The sequence below is a fragment of the Nocardia sp. NPDC004573 genome (genome assembly GCF_053602135.1).
Window position 1 is genome coordinate 416,681 of sequence record NZ_JBSGDA010000001.1, and the last position, 14,784, is coordinate 431,464.

Annotated in this window: 15 protein-coding genes and 1 tRNA gene; 10 read left to right on the forward strand and 6 right to left on the reverse strand. The window is 68.8% G+C overall.

The genetic code is table 11. The annotated features are described in order from the left end of the window. Positions 1-9 precede the first annotated feature (9 nt). On the reverse strand, positions 10-453 hold the full coding sequence (locus ACWEKR_RS02035; protein ID WP_452352862.1) for a hypothetical protein: 444 nt from the start codon (positions 451-453) through the stop codon (positions 10-12). Positions 454-601: 148 nt separating this feature from the next. Between ACWEKR_RS02035 and dapA the strand changes: the two genes are divergently transcribed. Together dapA and ACWEKR_RS02045 are read left to right on the forward strand one after the other, a co-directional pair. Further along, positions 602-1,510, forward strand: a complete 909-nt coding sequence (gene dapA, locus ACWEKR_RS02040; RefSeq protein ID WP_452352863.1) for a 4-hydroxy-tetrahydrodipicolinate synthase — start codon at positions 602-604, stop codon at positions 1,508-1,510. 185 nt (positions 1,511-1,695) lie between these two features. Then, positions 1,696-3,495, forward strand: coding sequence for a ribonuclease J (locus ACWEKR_RS02045; protein ID WP_452353086.1), 1,800 nt, complete (start codon positions 1,696-1,698; stop codon positions 3,493-3,495). A gap of 63 nt (positions 3,496-3,558) precedes the next feature. Here the strand turns inward: ACWEKR_RS02045 and ACWEKR_RS02050 are convergent, their stop codons facing one another. Then, entirely contained in the window at positions 3,559-4,116 is a 558-nt protein-coding gene (locus tag ACWEKR_RS02050) for a hypothetical protein (protein WP_195083777.1), read from the reverse strand. Positions 4,117-4,145: 29 nt separating this feature from the next. Further along, on the reverse strand, positions 4,146-4,526 hold the full coding sequence (locus tag ACWEKR_RS02055; RefSeq protein ID WP_159850854.1) for a DUF4189 domain-containing protein: 381 nt from the start codon (positions 4,524-4,526) through the stop codon (positions 4,146-4,148). A 410-nt stretch (positions 4,527-4,936) separates the two neighbouring features. Here ACWEKR_RS02055 and ACWEKR_RS02060 point away from each other — a divergent pair, with 410 nt between their 5' ends. Beyond that, on the forward strand, positions 4,937-5,560 hold the full coding sequence (locus ACWEKR_RS02060) for a TIGR03085 family metal-binding protein (RefSeq protein WP_452352864.1): 624 nt from the start codon (positions 4,937-4,939) through the stop codon (positions 5,558-5,560). Positions 5,561-5,676: 116 nt separating this feature from the next. Further along, entirely contained in the window at positions 5,677-8,265 is a 2,589-nt protein-coding gene (locus ACWEKR_RS02065) for a DNA translocase FtsK (protein ID WP_452352865.1), read from the forward strand. A 6-nt stretch (positions 8,266-8,271) separates the two neighbouring features. Here the strand turns inward: ACWEKR_RS02065 and ACWEKR_RS02070 are convergent. Beyond that, positions 8,272-8,348: transfer RNA gene (locus ACWEKR_RS02070), tRNA-Leu, on the reverse strand. A 574-nt stretch (positions 8,349-8,922) separates the two neighbouring features. On the opposite strand from ACWEKR_RS02070, the gene ACWEKR_RS02075 reads away from it, so the two are divergent. Next, entirely contained in the window at positions 8,923-9,903 is a 981-nt protein-coding gene (locus ACWEKR_RS02075; RefSeq protein WP_452352866.1) for a TerC family protein, read from the forward strand. 4 nt (positions 9,904-9,907) lie between these two features. Here the strand turns inward: ACWEKR_RS02075 and ACWEKR_RS02080 are convergent, their stop codons facing one another. Next, positions 9,908-10,192, reverse strand: coding sequence for a YciI family protein (locus tag ACWEKR_RS02080; RefSeq protein WP_452352867.1), 285 nt, complete (start codon positions 10,190-10,192; stop codon positions 9,908-9,910). 25 nt (positions 10,193-10,217) lie between these two features. Beyond that, positions 10,218-10,784, reverse strand: coding sequence for an amino-acid N-acetyltransferase (locus ACWEKR_RS02085; RefSeq protein ID WP_195083771.1), 567 nt, complete (start codon positions 10,782-10,784; stop codon positions 10,218-10,220). Positions 10,785-11,000: 216 nt separating this feature from the next. Here ACWEKR_RS02085 and pgsA point away from each other — a divergent pair, with 216 nt between their 5' ends. The 5 genes from pgsA (at position 11,001) to pspM (ending at position 14,783) form a co-directional block, all read left to right on the forward strand. Then, on the forward strand, positions 11,001-11,660 hold the full coding sequence (gene pgsA / locus ACWEKR_RS02090; RefSeq protein WP_452352868.1) for a CDP-diacylglycerol--glycerol-3-phosphate 3-phosphatidyltransferase: 660 nt from the start codon (positions 11,001-11,003) through the stop codon (positions 11,658-11,660). Continuing rightward, positions 11,657-12,184 (forward strand): CinA family protein, encoded by a 528-nt coding sequence (locus tag ACWEKR_RS02095; RefSeq protein WP_159850839.1) that lies wholly within the window; start codon positions 11,657-11,659, stop codon positions 12,182-12,184. Before pgsA ends, ACWEKR_RS02095 begins: the two co-directional genes overlap by 4 nt. Before the next feature lie 112 nt (positions 12,185-12,296). Further along, entirely contained in the window at positions 12,297-12,743 is a 447-nt protein-coding gene (locus ACWEKR_RS02100) for a helix-turn-helix domain-containing protein (protein WP_195083768.1), read from the forward strand. Between the two features lie 199 nt (positions 12,744-12,942). After that, positions 12,943-13,755: a phage shock protein PspA gene (pspA, locus tag ACWEKR_RS02105; RefSeq protein ID WP_159850835.1), complete on the forward strand. Its 813-nt coding sequence runs from the start codon at positions 12,943-12,945 to the stop codon at positions 13,753-13,755. Positions 13,756-13,892: 137 nt separating this feature from the next. Beyond that, complete coding sequence (gene pspM / locus ACWEKR_RS02110; protein ID WP_452352869.1) at positions 13,893-14,783, forward strand: phage shock envelope stress response protein PspM; 891 nt, start codon at positions 13,893-13,895, stop codon at positions 14,781-14,783. The last annotated feature ends 1 nt before the right edge of the window (position 14,784 follow it).

A 14,784-nucleotide genomic window follows, 5' to 3' on the forward strand; every position in this document is an offset into this window, starting at 1 on the left:
GCTAGTGGGTCAGCTGTCGCGTTTGGGCCCGTACCCGCGCATCTGGTCGCGCAAAGCCCCGTGGACGGCGCTGGACAGCCACGAGTTCAGGGACTGACCGCTCTGTGCGGCAGCCTCTTCCGCACGCGCCTTCATCTGTTCCACCAGTCGCAGCGTGACCCTGCTGATGTCTCCGGTCATCTCCTCGAAAGTGGGCTGCTCCTCGCCCGCCGTGCTCTTGCGCACATCGATGGACGCGTCGGTGCCGTCGACCGAAACGTGCACCGTTCGGTCGCCGAGTGCGGCGCTGACCTCGGCGGCGAGGTCCGACAGCGCGGCGAGCAGTACCAGGCGGGCAGGCCCTTCCGTCGCCGCGGCCAGTGCCGCCGCCGTGGCCTGCGTCTTCTCGTCGCCGAGCGCCGCGGCGGCGATCAGGTTCGCACGCAGTTGGCTGGTGTACTTGTTCAAATCCATGACGCCAGTCTGACGTCATTCTTGATGTCGGGCAAGCGGCACGATGGCATCATCAGGTTGTCATCGAGATGGATTCGCGTCTTTGTTGCGGCCTGATCGCCGACGACGGTGTCGAGGGCGTGTCTTCGACCGGGTAGCCTTTCTGACCATGAAGAACGGTGAATCGACGCCAACGGAGCTGCGTGCGTCCGGCACGGTAGGTGTCGCGATGGTGACCCCCTTCAGCGCCGACGGCAAGCTCGACGTCGATGCCGGGGTCGCGCTCGCGGCCCGCCTGGTCGACCGCGGCGTCGACCTGCTCGCGATCTCTGGAACCACCGGTGAATCGCCGACCACCACCGAGTCGGAGAAGGCCGATCTGCTGCGCGCCGTCGTCGACGCCGTCGGTAAGCGCGCGACCGTGATCGCGGGCGCGGGCACCTACGACACCGCGCATTCGATCGAACTCGCGCGCAATGCGCAGCGGGCGGGTGCACACGGTTTGCTCGTGGTGACGCCGTACTACTCCCGGCCCTCCCAGGAGGGGCTGATCGCGCATTTCACCGCCGTCGCGGACGCCACCGACCTGCCCGTCACCCTGTACGACATTCCTGGGCGTTCGGTGGTGCCGATCGCCAGCGACACCGTCCGCAAGCTCGCCGAGCACCCGCGCATCGTCGCGGTCAAGGACGCCAAGGGCGATCTGAACATGGGCGCGGAACTGATCGCGAGCACCGGCCTGACGTTCTACTCCGGCGACGACGCGCTCAACCTGCCCTGGCTGTCGGTCGGCGCGGCCGGATTCATCAGCGTCATCGGACATCTCGTGCCCGAACGATTGCGCGCGCTGCTGGAGGCGTACACGGCGGGGGAGGTGGTGCGCGCCCGCGAGATCAACACCACGCTGCTGCCGCTGCACGCCGCGATGGCCCGGCTCGGCGGCGTCGCGATGAGCAAGGGCGGCCTGCGGCTGCTGGGCGTGGAGGTCGGCGAGCCGCGGCTGCCGCAGCTGATGCCGACCGGTGAGCAACTGGAAGTGCTCGCCGCAGACCTGCGAGCGGTTGGAGTACTTTCGTGAGCGAACCGCTATTCCGCCGCCGCCGCAGCGCGTCCCGCCCCGCGGGAGCGCCGGCTCCCACCACTCCGGCGGAGCAGGTGACGCCGTCCCCCGCGTCAGCGGAGACCGTCGCACGGCCCGTACCGGCTCTGGACGAGACGACGGCTGAAGCCCCTCCCGCGGTCACGACCGAGGAGCTCGCGCCCGTGCGGGCGCGCCGGGAAGGCAAGGGCCAGAACGCGGCGTCCCGGCGAGGGGGCCGGGGACGCGGGCAGTCCGGCGCCCGGCGGGTCGAAGAGCCTCCGGCACAGGCGGCCCTGGTCGCCGCGCACGATCGGCTCGGCGCTCCGCCGCCACTGCCCCAGAACGGCCTGCGCGTGTTCGCGCTCGGCGGTATCGGCGAAATCGGCCGGAACATGACGGTTTTCGAGTACGGCGGCAAGCTGCTGATCATCGACTGCGGCGTGCTGTTCCCGGAGGACCAGCAGCCCGGCGTCGACCTGATCCTGCCGGACTTCCGCCCCATCGAGGACCGGATCGATGATGTGGTGGCCGTCGTGCTCACCCACGGCCACGAGGACCACATCGGCGCGGTGCCGTTCCTGCTGCGGTTGCGGCCCGATATCCCGGTCGTCGGATCGAGGTTCACCCTCGCGCTGGTCGCCGCGAAGTGCCGGGAACACCGCCTGCACCCGAAACTCATCGAAGTGACCGAGGGACAGCACACCACCCACGGCCCGTTCGGTTGCGAGTACTTCGCGGTCAACCATTCCATTCCCGACGCGCTCGCCGTCGCCATCCGCACGCCCGCGGGCGTCGCTCTGCACACCGGTGACATCAAGCTCGACCAGCTCCCGCTGGACGGGCGGCTCACCGACCTGGCCGGATTCTCCCGGCTCGGGGACGAGGGCGTCGATCTGTTCCTGGTGGACTCCACCAACGCCGAGGTCCCCGGCTTCGTCACGCCGGAACGCGAGATCGGCGGCGTGCTGGACACGGTCATCGGCAAGGCGAACGGCCGGGTCATCGTCGCGTCCTTCGCCAGTCACGTGCACCGCATCCAGCAGGTCGTCGACGTCGCCCAGAAGTACGGCCGCCGTGTGTGTTTCGTCGGCCGCTCGATGGTCCGCAATATGCAGATCGCCCAGGACCTGGGCTATCTCACCATGCCGGACGGCGTCGTCGTCGACCTCGACGTCGCCGCCACGCTGCCCAGCCACCGCCTGGTGCTGATCTCCACGGGTTCGCAAGGTGAGCCGCTGTCGGCGCTGTCGCGAATGGCACGCGGCGACCACCGGCAGATCAACATCCGCCCCGACGACCTCGTGGTGCTGGCCTCCTCGCTGATCCCCGGCAACGAGAACTCGGTGTTCGCGGTGGTCAACGGCCTGGCCCGGCTCGGGGCCACGGTGATCACCCAGCAGAACGCCAAGGTGCACGTCTCCGGGCACGCCTCGGCGGGAGAATTGCTCTACCTGTACAACGCGGTGCGGCCGACCAATGCGATGCCGGTGCACGGCGAATGGCGCCACCTGCGCGCGAACGCGGCGCTGGCGGTGGCGACCGGCGTGCCGCAGGAGCGAGTGGTGCTCGCCGAGGACGGCGTGGTGGTCGACTTGGTCGACGGCATCGCTTCGATCGTCGGGCGGGTGCCGGTGGGCCACGTGTACGTCGACGGGCTGTCGGTCGGCGATGTCGGGGAGTCGACGCTGTCGGACCGGCTGGTGCTCGGCGAGGGCGGTTTCATCGCGATCACCGTCGCCATCGACGAGACCACCGGCAAGGCTGTGAGCACCCCGGAACTGAGCGGGCGCGGCTTCTCCGACGATCCCACCGCACTGCTCGACGCGGCGGAACTGGTTGAAGCCGAACTGTTGCGCCTGGCCGGCGAAGGCGTCACCGACACCCACCGGATCGCGCAGGGTGTGCGCCGCGTGGTGGGTCGATGGGTGGCCGACACCTATCGGCGTCGTCCGATGATCGTGCCGACCGTCATCGGCGTCTGACCATCCAGCCGACGAAAAGCGCCGGGCAGCTCAGCTGCCCGGCGCTTTCCACGCGGTAGCGGGTTACTCCTGGCAGGCCGCGGACTCGATCTTCGCGCTCTTGACGATGTTGCAGGCGAAGGTGTGGTCGACCTTCCACTGGCCGCCCTCGGACACGAACTGGATGAACGCGTCGTCCACCGGGGTGCCGTCGATGGTGACCTTGGCGTCGGCCTTGAGCTTGCCGTCCTTCGGGTCACCCACGTTGATGACCTCGACGGTGACCTTCTGCTTCTTCGCGGCGTCGACGAGGTTGGCGACCAGGTAGGGATCCTGCTCGGCGGCCTGGATCCAGCTGATCTTCTCCGTGTTCGGCACGTTCGGATCGAACGCCTTCTGCAGCCGCTCGTTCAGCTGCTGTACGGAAGGCTTGGCCAGGGCGGGCGAGGAGGGTGTGGTCGGCGCCGAGCCGGCCTCCTTGTCGCCCTTGTCCGAGCCGCCCTCCAGCTCACCCGCCGCGTGGCTGGGGTTGGCGCTGGTGCTCGGGGACGAGGAGTCGTCGTTGGAGGCGCAGGCGCTCAGCGAGCAGGCCAGTGCGGTGAGGACGACGGCCACGGTGGTCCGGAAAGTGCGGTGCTTCACGTTGTTTCCTTCGACTCGAAGTCCGGGTATCAGCCGTGGTTGGACGTGCAGTTCCAGTGCACGATGTAGGCATCGGAATCGTTGTGCGCCAGCGCCTGGCCCTGCGCGCTGCGCCGCGACGAGGCATATCCCCAGCTCCAGGTGCCGGTGCCGCTGGAGTACGCCACGGCGCCGCAGCCGTTTCGGAACCAGACCACCGACTGGCAGTCCGCCGCGCCGCAGGAGCTGATGGCGCGCTGCTGTGCGGCAGACGAGTTCGGATAGTCGTAGGAATACCCGATCAAACCGGTGGAGGTGGACAGCGCGATCGCGCCGTAGTTGTTGGTGTAGGCGTTCGCGGCGGGCGCGCTGACAGCCAGCGCGGTGCCTGCCGCCGCGAGCGCGGCCACACCGGTAGCAAACTTCTTCACGAGGATTTGCCCCTTCTTGTCATATGGCCCACGACCCGATGGACCGAGTGACAAGGTACAGAGCCGACCTTCATTACGCTAGCCGGAGATTTCCCGGCAGCGGGAGACGCGAACACCGTGATAGGAACGCGCGTTGTCGGTGTAGAGCCCAGTGTGGCCCACGGCCGCGCCGCCCGCAACCGGGGGACAGGGGGTTGCTGCCGCCCATATCATCGGTGAATCTCGGTGAAGCGCAACGCATTGCGTATGGGTCGGTGCGAAGCCGGATAACGGCACGTCCTCGGCTGTCGTGGCCGGCCTCGTGTCGCCGGAGACCTCCTCCCGTGGACCCGGGGTAGTGCGTCGGTTGCGGTGACCGCAGGGCGTCGTGCCGCCCGGCGTCGACGCCGGGCGGTCGGTATGTTCGGGGGGTGACTATGGCACAGCGGGAACGCCGCGAGCTCGTCGATGCGATGGACGCGGCGGGTCCGGACGCGCGCACGCTCTGCGGTGCGTGGACGGTGCGGGACTTGGCCGCCCACTTGGTGGTTCGCGAACGGCGGCCCGATGCGGCGCCGGGCATCCTGCTGAAGCCGTTCGCGGGGTATCTCGAGCGGGTGCAAGCGAAGGCGGCGCGCAAGCCCTTCCCCGAACTGCTGGAACAGGTGCGGACCGGTCCGCCGTGGTGGTCGCCGCTGCGTCCGGTGGACGCGGTGGTCAATCTGTCGGAGATGTTCGTCCATCACGAGGACGTGCGCCGCGCCGAGCCTGGTTGGCAGCCACGCGAACTGACCGCCGCCGACGAGGACCAGCTGTGGTCGGTCCTGCGCAAGATGGCCGGGATGGCCTACCGCAAGGCGCCGGTCACCGTCGAACTCGCGACGCCGGACGGCAGGCGCACGGTGGTGCGGTCCGCGTCCGAGGAGGTCGTCACGCTGACCGGAAAGCCATCGGAACTGGTGCTGCACGCCTTCGGCCGGGACGAAGTCCGGCTGGAGACCGCCGGCTCCCCGGAGGCCGTCCGAGCGGTACTCGAAGCGGACCGTTCGGTCTGATAACCACCCGTCTTCCCCGGTCACAACGGCCGACGGGCGAGGAAAAGCCGCCAGCGGCGCGACGGTGCCAGTGTTGCGGATGGTCCCGATGGGGCGATTGCGGCTAGCCTGGGGCCATGGCAGGTAAGTCCCGCAGCACCACGACGACTCGGGCGCGGGCGGGATCGGCGCGGGGGAGGACCACCACGGCGCGGTCTCGCGCGGCCACGCCCCGCACAGCGGCGCCCAGAACGACCGCCACCCCACGCAGGCGCGGCGCCCCGGCCCGGCGTCCGGCGCGCCGTCCATCGAACACGGCTCCGCTCGCGGTCGTCACACGCGGTATCGGCAGCGGCTGGACCATGCTGGCCCGCGGACTCGGCGCGACCACTCGAACGTTGAGCAGGGCGGGCGAGATCGAGCACGGGCATCGGCGCGACGGCATCGCGCTGGCGCTGATCGGCCTGAGCGCCGTGATCGCGGCGGCGGTCTGGTTGTCGGCAGGCGGGCCGGTCGGCCACTGGGTCGAGGACGTGATCCGCGCGATCTCCGGATCGGCGTCCGCGGCACTGCCGTTCGTCGCCTCCGGGATCGCCGTCGTCCTGATGCGAACCGAACCGCGCCCCGAGATCCGGCCGCGGCTGGTGCTCGGCGGCCTGCTGATCGGCTTGCCGATCCTCGGACTGTGGCACATCGCCGCGGGCGCCCCCACCGACGCGCACGGGCGTTCCCGCGCGGCCGGTTTCGTCGGCTTCGTGGCCGGCGGGCCGCTGACCAACGGCCTCACCGCCTGGCTCTCGGTCCCGATCCTGCTGCTGGCCATCGTCTTCGGCGCGCTGCTGGTGACCGGGACGACGGTGCGCGAGGTGCCTGCCAAGCTGCGGCGCTACCTCGGCGCCGAGACCGGTGGCGACGACTACGGCGAATTCGACGATTACCGGGACTACGATCCGGCCGACTACGACGCCGACGGCTTCCCGGTGCGCCGTGCCACCGCCAAGCGGCGCGGCCGCACCCCCGCCGAGAACTATCCGCCCGACGAATTCGGCGACCCCGACGCGGTCACCGAAGCGCTTGGTGAACCGCCGCTGCGCGACGCCAAGCAGATCGCGGTCGAAGAACCCGCACCGAAACCGAAGCCGAAGAAGCAGCGTCCCGCCGCGGTGGTGGAGGATCAGACGCCACCGCCGCCGCAGCAGCTGGAGTTCGTCAACGATCGCGAGGTCGAAGGCGATTACACCCTGCCGCCGTTGTCGCTGCTGACCGATGGGGATCCGCCCAAGAAACGCAGTGCCGCCAACGAATCGATGATCGAGGCGATCACCGAGGTACTGGTGCAGTTCAAGATCGACGCCGCGGTGACCGGCTTCGTGCGCGGCCCGACGGTCACGCGCTACGAGGTCGAACTCGGGCCCGGCGTGAAGGTCGAGAAGATCACCGCGCTGGCCCGCAATATCGCCTACGCCGTCGCGACGGAGAACGTCCGGCTGCTCGCGCCGATCCCCGGCAAGTCGGCCGTCGGCATCGAGGTGCCCAATGCCGACCGAGAGCTGGTCCGGCTGGCCGACGTGCTCAAGGCGCCCAGTACCCGCACCGACCACCATCCGCTGGTGATCGGCCTCGGCAAGAACATCGAGGGCGAGTTCGTCTCGGCGAATCTGGCCAAGATGCCGCACCTGCTCGTCGCGGGGTCCACCGGTTCGGGTAAGTCCAGCTTCGTGAACTCGATGCTGGTGTCCTTGCTGCAGCGAGCGACGCCGGACGAGGTTCGGATGATCCTCATCGACCCGAAGATGGTGGAACTCACCCCGTACGAGGGCATTCCGCACCTGATCACGCCCATCATCACGCAGCCGAAGAAGGCCGCGGCCGCGCTGGCCTGGCTGGTCGAGGAGATGGAGCAGCGCTACCAGGACATGCAGGCCAACAAGGTGCGCCACATCGACGACTTCAACAAGAAGGTGAAGTCGGGCGCGATCACGGCCCCGCTGGGCAGCGAACGGGTGTACCGGCCCTACCCGTACATCCTGGCCATCGTCGACGAGCTGGCCGATCTGATGATGACCGCTCCGCGCGACGTCGAAGACGCCATCGTCCGCATCACCCAGAAGGCCCGTGCGGCCGGGATCCATCTCGTGCTGGCTACGCAGCGGCCGTCGGTGGACGTGGTGACCGGTCTGATCAAGACCAACGTGCCCTCCCGCCTGGCCTTCGCGACCTCGTCGCTGACCGACTCCCGCGTCATCCTCGACCAGCCCGGCGCGGAGAAGCTGATCGGCATGGGCGACGGCTTGTTCCTGCCGATGGGGGCGGGCAAGCCGACCCGGTTACAGGGCGCGTTCATCAGCGACGAGGAGATCCACGCCGTCGTCGACTTCACCAAGAACCAGGCCGAGCCGGAATACCAAGAGGGTGTGACCGCGGCGAAGCCAGGCGAGAAGAAGGACGTCGATCCCGACATCGGCGACGATCTGGACGTCTTCCTGCAGGCGGTGGAACTCGTGGTCACCTCGCAGTTCGGCTCCACGTCCATGCTGCAGCGCAAATTGCGGGTCGGCTTCGCCAAGGCGGGACGACTGATGGACCTCATGGAGACCCGCGGCGTGGTCGGCCCGAGCGAGGGCTCCAAGGCGCGCGATGTGCTCGTGAAACCCGATGAGCTGGAAGGACTGCTGTGGTCCATCCGCGGTGGCGGTGAGGACGACGGCTCGGAGCCGAAGGCGTGATCCAGGTGGTTCCCTCGGCGAGATTCGAACTCGCATCTCCCGGAATCTAGGTCCGGCGCCTCTACCGATTGGGCTACGAGGGATCGGGTCGGGTTTCGACCGCACGAAAAAGGGGTCACTCCCGGCGGTTCGCCGCGGAGTGACCCCTTTATAGGTCTGTGAAAGACACGATCTAGGGGCGGCTCCGCGCGCTCATCCACCACGAGATGAACGAGAGCGATAGCACGGCGTGGGTGCGCGCATGCCGGGCATCGCTCGGCAACTCTTGCCGTAGCGTTCCGGTCATCGTCTCGCCTTCCTGTGATCTGATCTTCGTCGGCTCAGAAGATAGCACCGGATACGGTGCCGGGAGCCGTATTTCCCTCGCCGACGACCCTACCCGGCCGGGTTCTTCCGTGCCTGAAGGGTATAGCTCGACGGCAGCCGCTTCGAGTACCGGGTCGGTCGCCACTCGCCGTCCCGTACCGCCCGCCATGAGGCCGAGCAGCGCGTTGGCGCGGTCGAGCGTGGCGGTGATCGTCGCCGCGAACGACTGTGGCACGAACGGGTGGGTGAATGCATGTGGAATTATGGTCGGCAATCACCCCGCTATCGCACGGCAACGGACAAATCGGGCATTATGGACATCATGATCTTCGCTCTCGATCGGCACACCGCATGCACGTAACCGCACTCGAATGGGTGATCACCGTCGTGGTGATCCTCGGATTGTTCGTCTTCGACTTCTTCGCCCACGTCCGCACCCCGCACGAACCGACGTTCCGGGAATCCGGTTTCTGGTCCGCGGTCTACATCGGGCTGGCGCTGCTGTTCGGCGGCGTGGTCGCCTGGCAGTGGGGTTCGACCTACGCCGGGGAGTACTACGCGGGCTTCGTCACCGAGAAGGCGCTTTCGGTGGACAACCTGTTCGTGTTCCTGATCATCATGTCCACCTTCGCGGTGCCACGGATCCACCAGCAGAAGGTGCTGCTGATCGGCATCGTGCTCGCCCTGGTCATGCGCGGTGCGTTCATCGCCGTCGGCGCGGCCGCGATCAGCGCGTTCAGCTGGGTGTTCTATCTGTTCGGTCTCTTCCTCGTCTACACCGCCGTCAAGTTGCTGCGCGAGAGCGGCCACGAGGTCGAGGTCGAGGAGAAACGAGACAGCCGGATCGTCGCGTTGGCCAAACGGGTGCTTCCGACCACCGACGAATACGACGGCGACAAGCTGGTGACCAGGGTCGATGGGCGCCGGGCGGTCACGCCGCTGTTGCTGGCGCTGCTGGCCATCGGATTCGCCGACCTGCTCTTCGCACTGGACTCGATCCCGGCCATCTACGGCCTGACCGAGCAGCCGTACCTCGTGTTCACCGCCAACGCGTTCGCGCTCATGGGTTTGCGACAGCTGTACTTCCTGATCGGCGGGCTGCTCGACCGGCTGGTGTACCTGTCCTACGGGCTCGCCGCGATCCTCGCGTTCATCGGCGTGAAGCTGGTGCTGCACGCCCTGCACGAGAACACGCTGCCCTTCGTCAACGGCGGCGAGCACGTCGCGGTCCCGGAGATCTCCACGCCCGTCTCGCTGGGCGTGATCCTCGGCATCCTGGTCCTCGCGACGGTCGCCAGCCTGCTCCGTACGCGCGTGCGAGCGGACCGGTAGCCGGTCAGGACGCGAAGGCGCCGAATACCGGCGCCCACTCCACGGCGCGCACGTCGTCGATCAGGTTCTCCCGTGCGAACGGGTCCTGGGCGAGCAGGTTCTTCAATTGCCCCGCGTCCTCCGAGCGGAAGATCAGCAGCGCTCCGGACCCGTCCGGGTACGGGCCGCTGCTGAGCAGGGCGCCGGACTCGAGCAGGCCGGCCAGCCAGCCGCGGTGCTCGGGACGGTGGACGTCCCGGTCCGCGGCGGTGGCCTGGGAGTAGACGTAGTGGACGGCGAATATCGGCACGGGTATCGCTTCCTGTGGAACGGACTCAGAGCGTCAGCAGCATTCGAGTATTGCCGAGGGTGTTGGGCTTCACATAGCTGAGATCGAGGAACTCGGCCACACCGGTGTCGTAGGACCGGCACATCTCGGCATACACCTCGGCGGTGACCGGCGTGCCGTCGATCTCGACGAAGCCGTGTCGGCCGAAGAACTCCACTTCGAAGGTCAGCACGAACACCCGTTCCAGCTCGAGTTCACGGGCGACCGCGATCAACCGCTGCACGATGAGTTTGCCCACACCGGAGCCCTTGACGTCGGGGTGCACCGCGACCGTGCGCACTTCCCCGAGGTCGGCCCACAGCACGTGCAGCGCGCCGCAGCCGACGACCCGGCCGTCCAACTCCGCGACCCAGAACTCCTGCACCGCTTCGTAGAGGGTGACCAGGTTCTTCTCCAGCAGGATCCGGCCGGCATAGGCGTCGACGAGGCGTTTGATCTCGGGCACATCGGAGGTTCGCGCGCGTCGGACAACCGGGAGGGAACTCCGCGCGGCCGAAGCCGCGCCCGGATGCGCGTCGCTGGTCGAACCACCTAGTGGTCCCCGAGAGGTCATGGGGTGCACAGTAGTCGGCTCGGCTACCGATAGTCTGAACGTGTGCCGCAGATCCACTCGTTCAGCTCACCGCATCGCGCCGATCGGCGCGCCGCGGTGCCGAGGCGGCCGTGACCGAGCCGATCGCCGGTGAGGCGAAGGCGTGAGCGGTCAGGCCCGGAGGCGGCAGCGGAGCGTGACCACGCAGGGCCCCGCTCATGCCGGAAGGGGCAGAGCATGAGCGTGCAACCCGACGAGGCGGACCGCCCTTGGGTGGCGCCCGCACCCGCCCGGCCCGGCTTCGCGCCCGCGCAGGCCGAGACCGGGCCGCCGCTGCTGAACATCGCGAATGTGCTGACCATGCTGCGCATCGCGATCGTGCCGCTGTTCGTCGCGGCGTTGTTCGTCGGAGGTGGCCACGAGACCGGCTGGCGGATCGCCGCCGCGGCGCTGTTCGGCCTCGCCGCGATCACCGACCGGTTCGATGGGCAACTGGCTCGCAAATACGGCCTGGTGACCGATTTCGGCAAGCTGGCCGATCCCATCGCGGACAAAGCGCTGATCGGGTCCGCGGTGATCGGGCTGTCCCTGCTCGGTGATCTCGCCTGGTGGATCACCCTGGTGATCTGCGGGCGCGAGATCGGTGTCACATTACTGCGCCTGCTCGTCGTGCGACGCGGCGTCATCCCCGCCGGGCGCGGCGGCAAGCTCAAGACCCTGGTCCAGTCGCTGGCCATCGCCATGTTGCTGCTGCCGCTGTCGGGCTGGGTCGCCGGTGTCGGCATGTTGCTGATGTACCTGGCTGTCGCGCTGACGGTGGCGACCGGGCTGGACTACGTCGGTCAGGCGGCCCGGGTGTGGTTCGCGGGTGGCCCGGGGCGGACCCGCGGCGTATGAGCGATCCGCTGGTGGAAGGCGTGCAGGCCATCGATCTGGTCCGTGCGCTGGTGACCGTGCGGCAAACCGTGGCCACCGCCGAATCCCTGACCGCGGGCTTGCTTGCCGCGACCATCGCCGGGGTCCCTGGCGCCAGCGCTGTGCTGCGTGGCGGCCTGGTGGTGTACGCCACCGATCTCAAACACAGCCTCGCCGGTGTGGACGCGGAGGTACTCGCGACCGAGGGGCCGGTGGCGGCGAGCACCGCCGAACAGCTGGCCGTGGGCGCGCGCACCCGATGCGGCGCGGACTGGGGCGTGGGTCTGACCGGCGTGGCGGGCCCCGATTCGCAGGACGGGCACCCGGTCGGCACGGTCTTCCTCGGATTGGCAGGTCCCGGGCATACCGAAGTGATGCGGTTGAAACTCCCCGGCGACCGGTGGACGATCAGAATCGGTGCGACGCGCACAGCGGTATCGGAATTGCTGCGGTGTGTGCGGGAGGCGGGCACGGGCCCGGCCGATCGCGTCGGGTGGAGCGGCTGAGGTGCCCCCGGTGGGAACCAACCGCCCCGGCTCGGACGTTGTGCCAGAAAGAACGGCATGCGTGGGGTCGAGAATCGCCTCGGCCCGGCGACCGGGAGCGAAGGAGAACGAGATGACGCTGCTGCGAGAGGCGATCGGGGACAGTCTGCGGCGTGCGCGTCTCGCCCAGAACCGGACCTTGCGCGAGGTGTCGACCTCGGCGCGGGTGAGCCTGGGCTATCTCTCCGAAGTCGAGCGCGGTCGCAAGGAGGCTTCCAGTGAATTGCTGGCCGCCATCTGCGAAGCGCTGGACGTGCCGCTGTCCCGGGTGCTGTGGGATGTGAGCACGATCATGGCCGGCGCCGACGGGCCGACCGCCGATGCGACCGCGAGCGACGCCGCGGCCGCGACCGCGGCGTCGGAGCAGACGGCCGCCGAGCCCGCGGCGCAGGACGAACCCGCGGCGGCGACCATGTCGGTGGCCGACGCGGCCGCGCGGCCGCTGCCGCTGGCGGAGGACACCCGGATCGTCATCCCCGCCCCGCGCTCGGACATGTTGGTCCTGGTGAAGGGCGTGTGACGGGCAACGAGACGCGGCCACGGCGGCAACGCTGCGGGCGGGTGCGGAAAGCGGATAGATTCTCCTCTAGGCGTCGGTTGAGCCGGGTTCGCCCGGCTCGGTGCCACATGGTGGAGGATAGGCACATATCGAGTGCGTGACGGTCGCGCACTGGAGTCGCGCCCGAGCGCGGCATGTCAGATGGAGGCGGGATCAATCGATGGCTAATCCGTTCGTCAAGGCCTGGAAATACCTGATGGCCCTCTTCGACGCGAAGATCGAGGAGCACGCGGATCCGAAGGTCCAGATTCAGCAGGCTATCGAGGAAGCCCAGCGGCAGCACCAGGCCCTTTCACAGCAGGCCGCGTCGGTCATCGGCAACCAGCGCCAGCTGGAGATGAAGCTGAATCGGCAGCTGGACGAAGTCGAGAAGCTCAATGCCAACGCGCGCCAAGCTGTCCTGCTGGCCGACCAGGCCACCGCCGCGGGGGACACCGAGAAGGCGATCCAGTACACCAATGCCGCCGAGGCGTTCGCGGCGCAACTGGTCACCGCCGAGCAGTCCGTCGAGGACCTGAAGGTCCTGCACGACCAGTCGCTACAGGCGGCCGCCCAGGCCAAGAAGGCCGTGGAGCAGAACGCGATGCTGTTGCAGCAGAAGGTCGCCGAGCGCACCAAGCTGCTCAGCCAGCTGGAGCAGGCCAAGATGCAGGAGCAGGTCTCCGCCTCGCTGCAGCAGATGGATTCGACGCTGTCCGCGCCGGGCAGCACGCCGAGCCTGGACGCGGTGCGCGAGAAGATCGAACGCCGCTACGCGAACGCGCTGGGAGCCGCGGAACTCGCGCAGAACTCGGTGCAGGGTCGCATGCTCGAGGTGCAGCAGGCCAGCATCCAAATGGCCGGGCACAGCAAGCTGGAGCAGATTCGCGCGTCCATGCGCGGGGACCAGTTGCCCGCCGGTGGCGCCCAGTCCGCCATCAATCCGGCGCAGGCGCAGCCGCAGATGAACAAGGGGCAGGCCGCGCAGCAGTAGCCGAGGACGGGCGTTCGGCGACACGTGTCGGTGGGGGCTGGTTCACTGGAAGACAAGGCGTGGGGACCCGACCGGCCGGCCGTCGGCCGAGTCGGGTCTCGGCCTGTCCGAAGTGTGCAACCGGTGGGAGAGAAGGTATGAGCGGCAAGGTATTCGGCGAGCGGCAGCTCGACGCGCGGCGCCTGCGCGGCACGGCGATGATCCGGGCACAAGCCGCGCTCGCGCCACAGCCGGGCAGCCTGCCGGACAGCCTTCGCGAGGCCGGGGAGAACGCGCTTGTGGCCGTGCGGCGCTGGGCCGATCCGCGGGAGCGTGAACTGCGCCGCCGGCGCAGGGCCCGGCGCCGAAGCTTCCAACTGGGCACCGTATCCGGCCTCACCACAGCGGGAACCGTTGGCCTCGTTGTCCTTTCGGCGCCCGTCTGGGCCGTGGTCATGGTCGGCGGCGGCGCGGTCGCGCTGGTGACGGGCGCGGCGCTGAGCACTCGGCGTTATCTGCGGCTGCGCGGCGCTCCCCTGCCGCACGCGGCGTTCATCCCGCGCAGGCAGCCGCCGTTGTGGTCCAACGCGCGCCCGGCCATCGCGCGTCTGGTGCGGGCGGAGAAGGCATTGCACGGGATGGGCGTCCAGATCGCTCGCTCGCACCGGCTGCCGCAGGACGAACTGGCCGACCTGCTCGAAACCGCCGCTTCGGGCGCGGAGGCGCTGCACGCGCTGGCCGCGGACATCACGGCGATGGAACAGGGCCTCGGCGCGATGGGGAGCGCTGATTCGCCCGCCGCGGTGGCGCTCACCGAGAACCTCCGGTTGATTCTGGCCAGGCTCGATGCGGGCGTCGGGGAGTACGAGCAGGTCGTAGCCGCGGCAGGCCGGATCCTCGCGGTTGGGGAGAATACCGTGGTACGACACAACTTCGACACCATCGTGGCGGATCTGCGCCACGCTTCCGATCGGCTGGACGGGTGGGCCCAAGCCCTCATCGAGGTGGCCGACAAATCGGTGCCCGCGTCGCCGCGGCCACCGATCTGAC

Excerpts from the sequence above, each read along its gene's own strand:
- ACWEKR_RS02085 (WP_195083771.1), bottom strand. The coding sequence starts at position 10,784 with ATGACCTCTCGGGGACCACTAGGTGGTTCGACCAGCGACGCGCATCCG.
- pspA (WP_159850835.1), top strand. The coding sequence starts at position 12,943 with ATGGCTAATCCGTTCGTCAAGGCCTGGAAATACCTGATGGCCCTCTTC.
- ACWEKR_RS02095 (WP_159850839.1), top strand. The coding sequence starts at position 11,657 with ATGAGCGATCCGCTGGTGGAAGGCGTGCAGGCCATCGATCTGGTCCGT.
- ACWEKR_RS02100 (WP_195083768.1), top strand. The coding sequence starts at position 12,297 with ATGACGCTGCTGCGAGAGGCGATCGGGGACAGTCTGCGGCGTGCGCGT.
- dapA (WP_452352863.1), top strand. The coding sequence starts at position 602 with ATGAAGAACGGTGAATCGACGCCAACGGAGCTGCGTGCGTCCGGCACG.
- ACWEKR_RS02075 (WP_452352866.1), top strand. The coding sequence starts at position 8,923 with ATGCACGTAACCGCACTCGAATGGGTGATCACCGTCGTGGTGATCCTC.
- pspM (WP_452352869.1), top strand. The coding sequence starts at position 13,893 with ATGAGCGGCAAGGTATTCGGCGAGCGGCAGCTCGACGCGCGGCGCCTG.
- pgsA (WP_452352868.1), top strand. The coding sequence starts at position 11,001 with ATGAGCGTGCAACCCGACGAGGCGGACCGCCCTTGGGTGGCGCCCGCA.
- ACWEKR_RS02035 (WP_452352862.1), bottom strand. The coding sequence starts at position 453 with ATGGATTTGAACAAGTACACCAGCCAACTGCGTGCGAACCTGATCGCC.
- ACWEKR_RS02065 (WP_452352865.1), top strand. The coding sequence starts at position 5,677 with ATGGCAGGTAAGTCCCGCAGCACCACGACGACTCGGGCGCGGGCGGGA.